Genomic DNA, 13,515 nt, shown 5'->3' with positions numbered 1-13,515 from the left:
CTTACGCTTCCAGCTCGATGTCCCAATAGAGCCAGTCCCGCCATGTTTCGTGCAGGTAGTTGGGCGGGAACATCTTGCCGTGCTGCTGCAATTGCCAGTGGGTCGGGCGGATCGGCTCGTGATAGAGCGTCATCCCCGCCTGTTTGGGCGTGCGGCCGCCCTTCTTCATGTTGCAGGGCGCGCAGGCGGTGGCGATATTCTCCCACGTCGTCTTCCCGCCCAGGCGGCGCGGCACGACATGGTCGAAGGTCAGATTGTTCATGTCGCCGCAGAACTGGCAGGAGAAGCGGTCGCGCAGGAACAGGTTGAAGCGTGTGAAGGCCGGGAATTCGGACGGTTTCACATATTGCTTCAGCGCGATCACGCTGGGAATCTTCATGTCGAGATTGGGCGAATGGACCTCGCGCTCGTAGGTCTCGATCACGTCCACGCGGTCGAGGAAGATCGCCTTGATTGCGGTCTGCCAGGGCCACAGGCTCAGCGGATAATAGGATAGCGGCGTGTAATCCGCGTTGAGCACGAGCGAGGGACACGATTCCAGATTTCGTGTCGGATCCTCGTCGGCGCTGCGGAAACGAGCCGCGCGTTCGAGTAACTCAGCCTTGAACATCAGTCGTAGACACGTGTGCGTCCCTCCCCGATGAGGTTGAGAATGCACTTGCAAACAAAAGGGTCAAGACTGTTACAGACAGGCTATCCACAAGCTTATCCCGCGAGTCCCGTCACGTGATCGTCTCCCGCTTCGCCCCAAGCCCCAATGGCTCGCTGCATCTTGGCCACGCCTATGCGGCCATCGTGGCGCACGATCTGGTGCGCGAGCGGGGCGGACGTTTCCTGCTGCGGATCGAGGATATCGACGGCGAACGCTCGCGCCCCGAACTGGCCGACGAATTCCGCGCCGATCTCGAATGGCTGGGGCTGGAATGGGAAGAAGTGCCCGCGCAATCGACCCGGCTGGCGACTTATGAGGAGACCGCGCGCGATCTGCTGCATCGCGGCCTGCTTTACCCGTGCACCTGCACGCGCGCCGATATCCAGGCGGCCGAACCTCGTTTCGGGCCCGAAGGCGCGATCTATCCCGGCACCTGCAAGGGCCGCCTGCTCGATCCGGAGAAGCCCGCTGCCCTGCGGCTGGACGTGGACCGTGCCATGGCCGAAGTGGGCGAGATTTTCTGGGAAGACGAGCTGGCTGGTCTCATCCGGGCCGACCCGCGCCCGCTCGGCGACGTGGTGCTTGTGCGCAAGGACGCGCCGGCCAGCTATCACCTTGCCGCCACGCTCGACGATGCGGCGGACGGAGTGACATTGGTCACGCGCGGGCAGGACCTGTTCGCGGCTACCCATGTGCACCGTGTGCTGCAGGCGCTGCTCGACCTGCCGGTGCCCGATTGGCACCATCATCCGATCCTGGTCGACGAGAGCGGGCAGAAGCTCGCCAAGCGGCGTGGATCGCCCAGCCTGGCCGATCGCAGGCTTGGCGGAGAGGACGGGCGGGAACTTGCCGACGCGCTGCGCGCTGAACAGTTTCCAGCTGGAATTTCGCTCGTCAGTACCTAGGTAGGCCCCATGAACACAGTCTTCGTAATCCTCATCCTCGCGGCCATGATCATGGTCGTCGTGTCCCTCGTGCGCGGCGTGGTGGCTTTCCTCCAATCGACCAAGATCGATTTGCAGAGCGGCGAGCAGGTGGATGCGACCGAAATGCAGCTGAAGCAGAACAAGGCGATGATGGCGCGCGTCAAATGGCAGGCGGTGGCCATCGTGATCATGGCGATCATGCTCGCCGTCGCCGCCTGATCCGCATCGAACGGGCTTAGGGGTGGTCAAGCTCAACAAGATCTACACGCGCACCGGCGATGACGGGTCGACCGGCCTCGTCGACGGCTCGCGCCTTGCCAAGCACGCGCCGCGCATGGACGCGATCGGGGTGGTGGATGAAGCGAACAGCGCGCTCGGCCATGCGGCCGTTGCGCTAGCGGATAGCGAACATGCACAAGCGCTGTTCCGCATCCAGAACGATCTGTTCGACCTCGGTGCCGACCTTGCGACCCCTGCCGAAGAGGGCGACGATTTTGCGCCTTCCGAAATGGTGCTGCGTATCGTCGCCGCCCAGGTGACATGGCTGGAAGAGGCTATCGACACGGCCAATGCGCATCTCGAACCCCTGACCAGTTTCGTGCTCCCCGGCGGCAGCGAGGCCTCGGCGCGCCTTCACGTGGCGCGTGCGGCCGTGCGCCGTGCGGAGCGGGCCTGCGTTGCCCTTGCCGCCAGCGAGGCGGTCAATCCGCAGGCGCTGGCCTATATCAACCGCCTGTCCGACTATCTCTTCGTGCTCGCCCGTGTAGCCAATTCCAACGGCGCGGACGATGTGAAGTGGGTTCCCGGCGCAAATCGCTGAAGCGGCGCTAGCCAGCGGCGTTCCTTCTCGCTAGTGCAGCGCCTTTGCTGCATCTGCGAAGGGAAAATCACGTGAGCAAGACGATCGCCATCATCGGTGCGGGCCAGATGGGCTCCGGCATTGCGCAGACCATTGCGCAGCACGGTATGCAGGTGCTGCTCGCCGACGTGAACCTGGAAGTGGCAGAGACTGCCGTTGGCAAGATCGACAAGGCCCTCGGCAAGCTGGTCGGGCGCGGCAAGATTGAAATCGCGGATGCCGAAGCGACCATGGGCCGGATCACGCCCGTCGGCGACTATGCGCGCATGGACGAGGCCGAGATGATCATCGAGGCCGCGACCGAGAAGGAAGAGATCAAGCAGGCGATCTTCGAAAAGGCGGGCGAGAAACTGCGCGCCGATGCGATCATGGCGTCGAACACCAGCTCGATCCCGATCACGCGCATGGCGAATTATTCGCCCGACCCGGCGCGTTTCATCGGCCTGCACTTCTTCAATCCCGTCCCCGTGATGGGCCTGATCGAAGTCATTCCCGGCCTTGCGACCAGCGAGGAAACCACCTTGCGTACCCGCGGCTTCGCGGAAGCGCTGGGCAAGGAAGTGGTGCTGAGCCAGGACGAGCCGGGCTTCGTCGTCAACCGCATCCTATTGCCTATGATCAACGAGGCGATCTTCGTCCTCGGCCAGTCGACTGCGGGGATCGAGGACATCGACAAGGGTTGCCGCCTCGGCCTCAACCACCCGATGGGCCCGCTGCAGCTGGCAGATTTCGTGGGCCTCGACACCTGTCTCGACATCCTGATGGTGCTCTATCGCACCACGCGCGACAGCAAGTATCGTCCGGCCCCGCTCTTGGTGAAATATGTCGAAGCCGGCTGGCTCGGCCGCAAGACCGGCCGCGGTTTCTACGACTATGCGGGCGAGGCTCCGGTCCCCACGCGCTAGGAACTTCCCGGCCTCGCCGCCCGTTGGTCGTGCAAAGGAGATTTTGCATGACCGATACCAAGGCAGAGAGCCAGGAAATGCGCCAGTCGGGCCTCGCGCCCGAAACGCATAACGACGAACAGGACGATCACCGCAGCCAGGCCCAGGAAGTGGCCGAACAGGCACAGCAGGTGACGACTGAAACGACTTCGCCGACCGAAAGCGAGAAGAGCGACAACAAGTCGGGCCTGATGGGCGATTCCACGCAGGACACGATCGATCACATGCGCGACATGGAAAGCTCGGGCCGGATCGACATGGATGCCTATCGCGGCGAACCGAACCATGACGACAATGTCGATAAATACGGCAAGGAGCACAAGCCCGACGGCCTGCGCGGCGACGGCAGCTAACCGGTCAGATCGCCGTCATTCAGGATCCACAGGCCCGCGATCAATATCGCGGAGCCTGTGGCGACGGCGTAGGCCATGAATTTGAAGTTCGGCGTGCTGATCGCCTCGAACTTATGCGAGTCGAGCCGCGCGAGTGTTTTGCATGCGCGCCGTTCTGCGGTCACCGCGAGCCATCCTCCCCCGAAGATGAACACTGTAGCGATTGCCTTGGCTAGCCAGGGCGGTTGAAACTCGCCGAAAACGGCGCGAAAGCCCAGCCCGATGCCGATTGCTGCGAATGCAGTGCGCATCCAGCCTGCAAAAGTCCGTTCCATCGCCATGATGTTGCGGTCTTCGGCAAGGTCCGTGCGGAACTCTGCCCACTCGGTGCTCTTGTCGGTGTCTTTGGGGGGATCGTCCTGTGCCATTCAGGTTCAGCGAATGGGAAAGACGCAGGTTCCCCGGTCGCTTAACCGACCGGTTCGGTGGAAACGAGCGGCTCGGTGTCGTTGATCAGCCAGCTGTTGTCCTGCGGCGAGGGTTCCATCGGCGCGTTCAGCGTGCCGGCCTGCGAATACCACTCGTCCAGCGCGGGGTCCTGCCGGACCTGCGGACGCGGGGCGGCAGCTTGCTGCTGCACGGGCGCGCCGGGCTGTGCAACCGGCGGGGCCTGCGTCTGGTCTCCGGTCTGCTCGGCGATCTGCTGGAGCATGCCGGGGTCTTCCTCGCGCCCGACCATTAGGACGACGGACAGGAGGAACAGCCCGATCATGACGAGCTTCTTGCGCTGCTTGGTAAAGACGCTGGCTTCCATGGGCAGCACCTATAGCGCCGCCCCGGTTAAACCTTTCTTTCCGCCGCCTGCGCCTTCAGTTCGTAGAGCTTTTCCAGCGCTTCGCGCGGGCTAAGCGCATCGACGTCGATGGCATCGATCAGTGCGCCGAGGCCGTCGTCCTTCTCCTCGGTCGCCTCCACGCTGGCCGCGAATAGCGGCAGGTCGCCGAGCCCTGCGGCCAGCCCGCCGGTTTCCGCGCGGCCTTTCTCCAGTTTGTCGAGCACGGCCTTTGCCCGCTTGATTACAGGGGCCGGGACGCCAGCCAGCTTGGCGACGGAGAGGCCGTAGCTGCGATCGGCCGCGCCCTTGGCCAGTTCGTGCAGGAGGACTAGATCGCCTTTCCATTCGCGCGCCCGGACATGGTGGAGGCTGAGCGCGTCGCAGGTGTCGGCTAGGCGTGACAGCTCGTGATAATGCGTTGCAAAAAGGCAGCGGCAGGCGAGCTGTTCGTGCACCGCCTCGACCACGGCCCAGGCCAGCGCCATGCCGTCATAGGTCGACGTGCCGCGTCCGACTTCGTCGAGAATGACGAAGCTGCGGTCCGTCGCCTGGCTCAGGATAGCCGCCGTCTCGACCATTTCGACCATGAAGGTGGAGCGTCCGCGCGCGAGGTTGTCGCTCGCCCCGACGCGGCTGAAGAGCCGGTCGGCAAGGCCGATCCTTGCAGAGGTCGCGGGGACGAAACTGCCCGCCTGTGCCAGCAACATGATCAGCGCATTCTGCCGCAGGAAGGTCGACTTACCGCCCATGTTCGGGCCGCCGATAAGCCACAGCCGGTCATGAGGCCCCAGCGCGCAATCATTGGCGACGAAGCGTTCGCCCGCCTTGGCCAGCGCCTGCTCCACCACCGGATGCCGTCCACCTGTCACTTCGAGGCAGGGCTCGTCGTGCATCTCGGGCCGCGTCCAGTCGCCTTCGACTGCGCGTTCCGCCAGCGCTGCGGACACGTCGATCCGGGCGAGCGCGGCAGCGGTCGCGGCGATTGCTTCGCGGTCGGTGCACACTTCGCTCACCAGCTGCTCGAAATGCGCGTCCTCGGCAGCGAGGGCGTGGGCGCCCGCCTCGGCAATGCGGCTGGCCTCATCGTGCAGGCCCACCGAATTGAAGCGCACCGCGCCGGCCATCGTCTGGCGATGGGTGAAGCCGCTGTCGGGTGCCATCAGCTTGTCGCCGTGCTTGGCGGGCACTTCGATGAAATAGCCGAGCACCTTGTTGTGCTTGATCTTGAGCGAGGCGGTCTCGGTCTCTTCGCGGTACTTCGCTTCCAGCGCTGCAATCGCGCGCCGGGCATTGCCACTTGTTTCGCGCAGCGCGTCGAGCGCGTGGTCATAACCTTCGGCGATGAAACCGCCCTGGCTGCGTTCGGTCGGCGGAGAGGGGACGAGCGCGCGCGACAAATGGTCGACCAGCGCACCATGCCCGCCGAGCGCGCCGAGCATCCGGTCCAGCAGCGGGGGAAGGTCCGCGCTTTGCGAGAGCATGTCGCGCACGCGGCGCGCCTCAGACAGACCGTCGCGGATTTGCCCGAGATCGCGCGGGCTGCCGCGCCCCGCCACGATACGGCCCAGGGCGCGCCCGATATCGGGGGCCTGCCGCAGGATGGCGCGCAGGTCCGCGCGCAGCAGCGGGTCGGCGTGGAAGTGATGGACGGCGGCGAGCCGCTCCTCGACTGCGCCGAGATCGGCCAGAGGCGCGGAGAGGTCCTCGGCCAATTGCCGCGCACCGGCCCCCGTGGCGCAGCGATCGACGCAGGCGATGAGGCTGCCTTCGCGCCCGCCATTCTGCGCGGCGAGGATTTCGAGGCTGGTCCGCGTCGCCGCATCCATCGCCAGGTGCGCGCCCGATCCGCGCGCGACCGGCGGCAGGAGGAACGGCAGCTGGCCGCGCCCGGTATGGTCGAGATAGGCGATCAGCCCGCCTGCGGCCGCCAGCATGGGACGCGTGAAATCGCCAAGGCCGTCCAGCGTCGCGACGCCGTGAAGGTCCTTCAACCGCGCTTCGCCATCCTCGCTGCGGAAATCGGCGCGGGGGCGGGCAATCACCTCCTCGGAGTTTGGCTCCCAATCGTCAGGGGCGACCACTTCGCTCGCGCCCAAGCGAGCCAGCGCAGCATCGAGCCGGTCGGGCGCGCATTCTTCCAGTTCCATACGGCCGGTGGAGATGTCGCAGGACGCCAGCCCGATCGCATCGCGCACCGGGGCAATCGCGACCAGCAGGTTCGCACGGCGCGGCTCCAGCAGGGCTTCTTCGGTCAGCGTGCCGGCCGTGACGAAGCGCACGATATCGCGTGCGACCAGCGCCTTCGACACCGGCTTGCCTTCGCGCTTGGCGCGCTCCTTCGCCTCGTCCGGCGTTTCCGTCTGCTCGGCAATAGCGACCCGGCACCCGCCCTTGATCAGGCGCGCGAGGTAGCCTTCCGCCGAATGGACCGGCACGCCGCACATCGGCACCGGCTCCCCGCCATGTTCCCCGCGGCTGGTCAGCGCGATGTCGAGCACGCCCGCCGCCACGCGCGCATCGTCGAAGAACAGTTCGAAGAAGTCGCCCATGCGATAGAACAGCAGCGCGTCGCCCGCTTCGCGTTTGAGCGCGAGGTATTGCTCCATCATCGGGGTGGGTTTGCCGGACATGCCCATGCCGTAGCTGGGCGGCGCGCGATTCGGGAAGCGGCGCAAACCGTCTTTCCCCCTATGACTTGCAGCCAAATGCCCTTAGGGCGAAGGCAATAACCGACACAGGGACATTCATGGCCGACGAAAAACCGACCGCATTCACCACGCGCGAGGCGCTGTTCTATCACGAGACGATCCGTCCCGGTAAGATCGAGATCATCGCGTCGAAGCCCATGGCGAGCCAGCGCGACCTCAGCCTGGCCTATTCGCCGGGCGTGGCGGCGCCGGTCGAAGCGATTGCGGCCAACCCGCAGGACGCGGCGAAATATACCGCGCGCTCGAACCTTGTTGCAGTGATTTCAAACGGCACGGCGATCCTCGGCCTCGGCAACCTTGGCGCGCTCGCGTCGAAGCCGGTGATGGAAGGCAAGGCGGTTCTGTTCAAGCGCTTCGCCGATGTGGATTCGATCGATCTCGAACTCGATACAGAAGACCCGGACAAGTTCATCGAGGCGGTTGCCCTGATGGAGCCGAGCTTCGGCGGCATCAACCTCGAAGACATTGCCGCGCCCGAATGCTTCATCATCGAGCAGGCGCTGCGCGAACGCATGAACATCCCGGTCATGCACGACGACCAGCATGGCACCGCGATCATTGCCGCTGCGGGCCTCATCAACGCCTGCCATCTGAGCGGGCGCGAGCTGAAGGACTGCAAGATGGTGGTGAACGGCGCGGGCGCATCCGCACTTGCCTGTACCGCGCTGATCAAGGCGATCGGCATCCCGCACGAGAACGTGATCGTGTGCGACCGGTCCGGCCCGATCACTCCGGGCCGCGAAGGCGTCGACCAGTGGAAGAGCGCGCATGCCGTCGCGACTTCGGCAACCAGCCTCGAAGAAGCGCTCGACGGGGCGGACATCTTCCTCGGCCTGTCGGCTGCCGGCGCGCTGAAGCCGGAATGGGTGGAGAAGATGGCGGACAAGCCGATCATTTTCGCCATGGCCAACCCGGTGCCCGAGATCATGCCGGAAGACGCCAAGGCGGTCCGCCCCGACGCGATCATCGCGACCGGGCGCAGCGACTATCCCAACCAGGTCAACAATGTCCTCGGCTTCCCCTTCATCTTCCGCGGCGCGCTCGACGTTCAGGCGACCGCGATCAACGAGGAAATGAAGGTCGCCGCCGCGCGCGCGATTGCGGAACTCGCGCGTGAACGCGTGCCCGAGGAAGTCGCGGCCGCCTATGGCGTGACGCACCAGTTCGGCGAGGAATACATCATTCCCGCACCCTTCGATCCGCGCCTCATGGAAGTCGTCTCCAGCGCGGTGGCGCAGGCGGCGATGGATTCCGGTGTCGCCCAGGCCCCGATCGAAGACATGGACGAATACCGCCACAAGCTGAAAGCGCGGCTCAACCCGACCACGGCGGCGCTCACCAATATCTACGACCTCGCGAAGGCCAATCCCAAGCGGATGGTCTTCGCCGAAGCGGAAGAGGAAGTGGCCCTGCGCGCCGCGATCCAGTTCCGCGATTTCGGTTATGGCGAGCCGATCCTGGTCGGCCGGACCGACAAGGTTCGCGAAAAGCTCATCGAACTGGCGGTGGAGGATCCCGACGACTGGATCATCGAGAATTCCAAGGTTTCGGACAAGGTCCCGGCCATGGTCGACTATCTCTACAAGCGCCTGCAACGCCGCGGCTATACCGAGCGCGACGTCGCCCGCATGGTCAACCAGGAACGCAATGTCTTCGCCGCCCTGCTGGTGGCGCTGGGCCATGGCGATGGCATGATTTCGGGCCTCACGCGAACCTTCGCCCAGACCGCGCGCGAAGTGGGCAGGGTGCTGGACGAAAAACCCGGCGCGGTTCCTTTCGGCATCCACATGATGATCGGCAAGAACCACACGACCTTCCTTGCCGACACCACGATCAACGAGCGCCCGTCGGCAGAGCAGCTGGCGCATATCGCGCGCGAGACTGCAGCGGTTGCGCGCCGCATGGGCCACGAGCCGCGCGTCGGCTTCATGTCCTATTCCACCTTCGGCAATCCGTCGGGCCAGTGGCTGGGCAATATCCGCGACGCGGTGGCGATCCTCGATGCGGACGATACGGTGAACTTCGAATATGAAGGCGAGATGGCGCCCGATGCCGCGCTCAACCCCAAGGTGATGGAGCTCTATCCCTTCAACCGCCTGTCGGGTCCGGCCAACGTGCTCATCATGCCCGGTCTGCAATCGGCGAACCTGTCGGCCAAGCTGCTGCGCGAACTGGGCGGGGAAACCACTGTCGGCCCGATGATGATCGGCATGGAAAAGCCGGTCCAGATCGCGCCCATGACGGCCATCGCGCCCGATATCCTCACGCTGGCGGTGCTGGCGAGCGCGGGCGTTCTGGGCTGATCCGGTGATCGCCTCGCAGCGGCACCTGTTCTCGATTCCGGAGGACGTCCATTACCTCAACTGCGCTTACATGGCGCCGCTGTCGCACGCGGTCAGCGCGGCGATGGTGGAGGGCGCGCGGTTGAAGGAGCAGCCGTGGAATTTCTACCCGCAGGACTTTTTCACGCTGGTCGAAACCTTTCGCGAAAAAGCGGGGCGGCTGGTGGGGACAGCGCCTGACAATCTCGCCGTTGTGCCTTCGGTCAGTTACGGCATGGCGAATGCCGCTGCGAACCTGTCGGTCGGACAGGGGCGGCGCGTGGTGACACTGGGCGAACAATTCCCGTCCAACGTCTATCCCTGGCAGGAACTGGCCGAGCGCGAGGGCGGGGAAGTGATAGCGGTCCGGCGCGAGGCCGATGCCTGCTGGACCCAAGCCGTGCTGGGTGCGATCGACGCGGATACCGCCATCGTCGCCGTGCCGCATTGCCACTGGGCCGACGGACGCGTGGTCGACCTCGTCGCGGTGGGCGAGGAATGCCGCAAATTCGGCGCGGCACTGGTCCTCGACCTGACGCAATCGCTGGGGGCGATGCCGATCGATTTCGATGCCGTAAAGCCCGATTTCGCGGTCGCCGCCTGCTATAAATGGCTGTTGGGGCCCTATGGCCTCGGCATTCTCTACGTCGATCCGAAGCACCACGGCGGACGCCCGATCGAGCACAACTGGATCAACCGCGCCGGATCGCAGGACTTCACCCGGTTGGTCGACTATCGCGGCGATTATCAGCCGGGCGCGCGGCGGTTCGACATGGGCGAGAAATCCAACGCTCCCTCGATGATGGGGGCAGGCGCCGCCCTCGATTTCCTGCTGGATCACGGCGTCGGCGCGATTGCCGAGACTCTGGCACACAAGACCACTCGCCTTGCCGACAAGGCAGAGGAAATGGGTCTTACCTCCTCCCCTGTCGGCAAACGCGGCCCACATTTCCTGTCGCTGGAATTTCCCGACGGCCTGCCGGACGGCCTCACCGAAAAGCTGGGCGAAGCGAAGGTCTTCGTTTCTGCGCGCGGCCAGTCGCTGCGCGTGACGCCGCACCTCTACAATACCGAGGCCGACGAAGAGGCGCTGCTGGCAACCTTGCGCCAGGTCCTCGCCTAGCTGCGGGCACCATTCGTCGAGCGATCTGCAATCCTGACGCCGCGGTTCACGCGCGCGCAATCCGCGCGGCGACAGGGGGCGCAGCAACAGGGATCGCAGAACAAGGAAATTCCCATGAAGACAATATTCGCAATGGCTGCGCTTGGCGCAGGCATGATCGCCGTCCCGTCCGTTGCGCAGGCGCAGAACGCTGCTCCCGGCGGCCTGCACGTAGGCGTCATCGGCGGCTATGAAGGCCTCGACGTCGATGCCGAAGACGGCAGCGCGACGGCCAGCGCCGACAATGCGGTCTACGGCATTACCGCCGGTTACGACCTTTCGCTCGGCAGCGCCTTCGTCGGCGTGGAAGGCGAAATCTCGACCAGCGATGGCACGACCAGCTTCCCCGACAGCTTCGGCGGTGCGCGCGAGGGCCTGGAAACGAACGGCCAGTATTACATCGGCGCACGCGCCGGTTTCGCCGTGACGCCGGGCATCACTGCGTACGGCAAGGCCGGCTACACCGCGCTCGACACCACCGCCTTCACCGAGAGCGGATCGCTGTCCGATCTCGATGAAAACGCCGACGGTTTCCGCTTCGGCGGCGGCCTCCAGGTCCAGCTTCCCGGACCGTTCGAGGCACGCGTCGAATATCGCCGCTCCAACTACAACAACCTGGCCGATATCGACCAGGGCGATGCAACGACCGACCAGGTCGTCGCCGGGCTCGGCGTGCGCTTCTAAGCCTTAATAAGGCAGGTCCTTGCCGGTGTAGTCGACATAGCGGAAGCCGCTCTTACCCGCGGCCCCTTCGACTACATCGGCAAGGCCTTTCACGCTTTCATCGACGGTGATCTTGGCATTGGGGCCGCCCATGTCGGTCTGGACCCAGCCCGGATGCAGCGCGAGCGTGGCGATGCCGCGCGGGCCGGCGTCCTGCTCCGAAACGCCCTTGGCCAGCATATTGAGCGCAGCCTTGCTGGTGCGGTAAAGCTCGAACCCGCCAGAGCTGTCTTCTATCGAACCCATGAGCGAGGTCATGAAGGCGAGCGTGCCGCCGTCCGCAATATGCGGCAGCACGGTCTTGGCGAGATGCACAGGGCCGAAGGCATTGGTCATCATGACTTCGGCCACCTCGTCCGCAGTCGCTTCGACGGCCGACTGGTGCTTTGCGCCGGTAATCCCGGCATTCACGATTACCGCATCGACCTTGGTATCGAAACCTTCGAATGTTTCGGCCTTGGTCACGTCCATGGTCTCGATGCGCACGTTATCGAGTGCGTGAAGCTCGTCGCTCGTGGAGCGTTCGGTCGCGATGACGTCCCAGCCGCGCCTCTTGAATTCCCTGGCGAGGCCGAGGCCGATGCCGCGCGACGCGCCGACGATGAGGATTGTCTTGCTCATTTCGATTATCCTTTTGCCGGATAGACCAGCGTTTTCAGGTTCATGAATTCATGCAGGCCGTGGTGCGACAATTCGCGCCCGAAGCCCGATTTCTTGATGCCGCCGAAGGGCGCTTCGATCTTGGAGCCATTGACGGCGTTGAAGGTCGTCATGCCCGCCTCGATACGGTTGGCGAAAATCTCGCGCTCCTCGTCGTCATTGGTCCAGACTGCCGAACCGAGGCCGAAGGGTATGGCGTTGGCGATAGTGATCGCCTCCTCGATGTCGGTCGCCTTGTAGATCTGGCCGACAGGGCCGAAGATTTCGTCGGTCCCGGTCTCGCTGGCGAGAGGCACGTCGGTCAGCAGTCCGGCGGTCATCCATGCGCCCTCGCGGTCCAGCTTTTCGCCCCCGAACAGGAGCGTGCAGCCTTCTTCCTTCGCCTTGGCGACCTGGTCGAGCACGGTGTCGCGCTGACCCTCGCTCGACAGCGGGCCGAGCTCGGTATCGTCATCCATCGGATCGCCGAGCTTCACGTCCTTGAGCGCGGCGATGAATTTTTCGGCGAAGGCGTCGTGGATGTCGGCATGGACGATGGTGCGCTTGCCGCAGATGCAGGACTGGCCGTTGTTCTGGATGCGCGCGAAGACCGCGTCCTCGACTGCCTGGTCGAGATCGGCGGACGGCATGACGATGAAGGGATCGCTGCCGCCAAGTTCCAGCACTACCTTTTTCAAGTGCTTGCCCGCCTGTTGGGCCACCGCGCTGCCCGCGCCTTCGCTCCCGGTCAGCGTAGCGGCGACGATACGCGTGTCGGCAATCACATCTCCGATGGGGTCGGAGGAGACGCACAGGTTTTGGAACAGGCCTTCGGGTCCGCCTGCCTCGAGCACTAGTTCTTCCATCCGGTGCGCCACACCCTGCACGATGCTGGCGTGTTTCAGGACGCCGACATTGCCCGCAAGGATGGTCGGCGCGAGGAAGCGCACCACCTGCCAGAAGGGAAAGTTCCAGGGCATGACGGCGAGGACCGGGCCCTGCGGCAGCCAGCGTCCTTCTGCGCGTCCGCCGTCCGACAGGTCCCAGAATTCCGATTCCAGCATCGGCGGCCCGGATTCGGCGAAATAGTGGAACAGGCTCGCGCATTTCTCGACCTCGCCGCGCGCCTGCGTGATCGGCTTGCCCATCTCGGTCACGGCGAGGCGGGCAAGCTCTTCCTTGTTGCTTTCGTAAAGGTCGCCGAGGGCGGCGAGCAATTCCACCCGCTGCTCGATCGGGCTGGTGCGCCATTCACGGTAGGCGCGCGTCGCCGTCTCCAGCTTCGCGTCGATGCCGTTGTCGTCAAGCGTTTCGTAAGTGGCGATGGTTTCGCCGGTGGCGGGGTTGGTCGTGGTAATCAAGCGGGCGCTCCTTTGGGCGTATACCCGTTCAATCGCCGCGCCCCGCCATGCGT

Annotated in this window: 14 protein-coding genes; 8 read left to right on the top strand and 6 right to left on the bottom strand. The window is 64.7% G+C overall.

The genetic code is table 11. The features are described from left to right. Position 1: 1 nt before the first annotated feature. Positions 2-610 (bottom strand): HNH endonuclease, encoded by a 609-nt coding sequence (locus tag K3179_RS04290; protein ID WP_090477349.1) that lies wholly within the window; start codon positions 608-610, stop codon positions 2-4. Positions 611-726: 116 nt separating this feature from the next. Between K3179_RS04290 and gluQRS the strand changes: the two genes are divergently transcribed. The 5 genes from gluQRS to K3179_RS04265 all read left to right on the top strand — a co-directional run bounded on the left by gluQRS (position 727) and on the right by K3179_RS04265 (position 3,734). Continuing rightward, positions 727-1,557 (top strand): tRNA glutamyl-Q(34) synthetase GluQRS, encoded by an 831-nt coding sequence (gene gluQRS / locus K3179_RS04285; RefSeq protein ID WP_221562622.1) that lies wholly within the window; start codon positions 727-729, stop codon positions 1,555-1,557. 9 nt (positions 1,558-1,566) lie between these two features. Then, the gene (locus tag K3179_RS04280) at positions 1,567-1,797 is read left to right on the top strand and encodes an HIG1 domain-containing protein (protein WP_090477353.1); all 231 of its coding nucleotides are present in this window, start codon (positions 1,567-1,569) and stop codon (positions 1,795-1,797) included. A 22-nt stretch (positions 1,798-1,819) separates the two neighbouring features. Beyond that, positions 1,820-2,398, top strand: a complete 579-nt coding sequence (locus K3179_RS04275) for a cob(I)yrinic acid a,c-diamide adenosyltransferase (protein ID WP_221562621.1) — start codon at positions 1,820-1,822, stop codon at positions 2,396-2,398. A 71-nt stretch (positions 2,399-2,469) separates the two neighbouring features. Next, positions 2,470-3,342: a 3-hydroxyacyl-CoA dehydrogenase NAD-binding domain-containing protein gene (locus K3179_RS04270; protein ID WP_221562620.1), complete on the top strand. Its 873-nt coding sequence runs from the start codon at positions 2,470-2,472 to the stop codon at positions 3,340-3,342. Between the two features lie 47 nt (positions 3,343-3,389). Beyond that, positions 3,390-3,734, top strand: coding sequence for a hypothetical protein (locus tag K3179_RS04265; protein ID WP_221562619.1), 345 nt, complete (start codon positions 3,390-3,392; stop codon positions 3,732-3,734). Here K3179_RS04265 and K3179_RS04260 read toward each other — a convergent pair. Genes K3179_RS04260 through mutS form a run of 3 tightly spaced genes read right to left on the bottom strand, consistent with a single transcriptional unit; the run spans position 3,731 to position 7,178 of the window. After that, entirely contained in the window at positions 3,731-4,141 is a 411-nt protein-coding gene (locus tag K3179_RS04260) for a YidH family protein (protein WP_221562618.1), read from the bottom strand. The two genes, K3179_RS04265 and K3179_RS04260, sit on opposite strands and share 4 nt — an antisense overlap. A 41-nt stretch (positions 4,142-4,182) precedes the next feature. Continuing rightward, complete coding sequence (locus tag K3179_RS04255; RefSeq protein ID WP_221562617.1) at positions 4,183-4,527, bottom strand: hypothetical protein; 345 nt, start codon at positions 4,525-4,527, stop codon at positions 4,183-4,185. Positions 4,528-4,553: 26 nt separating this feature from the next. Continuing rightward, positions 4,554-7,178, bottom strand: coding sequence for a DNA mismatch repair protein MutS (gene mutS / locus K3179_RS04250; RefSeq protein ID WP_221562616.1), 2,625 nt, complete (start codon positions 7,176-7,178; stop codon positions 4,554-4,556). A gap of 116 nt (positions 7,179-7,294) precedes the next feature. Between mutS and K3179_RS04245 the strand changes: the two genes are divergently transcribed. The 3 genes from K3179_RS04245 (at position 7,295) to K3179_RS04235 (ending at position 11,423) form a co-directional block, all read left to right on the top strand. Then, the gene (locus tag K3179_RS04245) at positions 7,295-9,559 is read left to right on the top strand and encodes an NADP-dependent malic enzyme (protein ID WP_221562615.1); all 2,265 of its coding nucleotides are present in this window, start codon (positions 7,295-7,297) and stop codon (positions 9,557-9,559) included. Positions 9,560-9,563: 4 nt separating this feature from the next. Beyond that, positions 9,564-10,700, top strand: coding sequence for an aminotransferase class V-fold PLP-dependent enzyme (locus tag K3179_RS04240; RefSeq protein ID WP_345722006.1), 1,137 nt, complete (start codon positions 9,564-9,566; stop codon positions 10,698-10,700). Positions 10,701-10,814: 114 nt separating this feature from the next. Next, positions 10,815-11,423, top strand: a complete 609-nt coding sequence (locus K3179_RS04235) for an outer membrane protein (protein WP_221562614.1) — start codon at positions 10,815-10,817, stop codon at positions 11,421-11,423. A 3-nt stretch (positions 11,424-11,426) separates the two neighbouring features. Here the strand turns inward: K3179_RS04235 and K3179_RS04230 are convergent, their stop codons facing one another. Together K3179_RS04230 and K3179_RS04225 are read right to left on the bottom strand one after the other, a co-directional pair. Continuing rightward, entirely contained in the window at positions 11,427-12,083 is a 657-nt protein-coding gene (locus tag K3179_RS04230) for an SDR family NAD(P)-dependent oxidoreductase (protein WP_221562613.1), read from the bottom strand. A 5-nt stretch (positions 12,084-12,088) separates the two neighbouring features. After that, positions 12,089-13,462, bottom strand: coding sequence for an NAD-dependent succinate-semialdehyde dehydrogenase (locus K3179_RS04225; protein WP_221562612.1), 1,374 nt, complete (start codon positions 13,460-13,462; stop codon positions 12,089-12,091). Between the last annotated feature and the right edge of the window lie 53 nt (positions 13,463-13,515).

Origin of the sequence: Qipengyuania intermedia, assembly GCF_019711615.1 — a bacterium.
Lineage (GTDB): Bacteria > Pseudomonadota > Alphaproteobacteria > Sphingomonadales > Sphingomonadaceae > Qipengyuania > Qipengyuania intermedia.
This window is presented reverse-complemented; position numbering and strand designations above follow the sequence as displayed.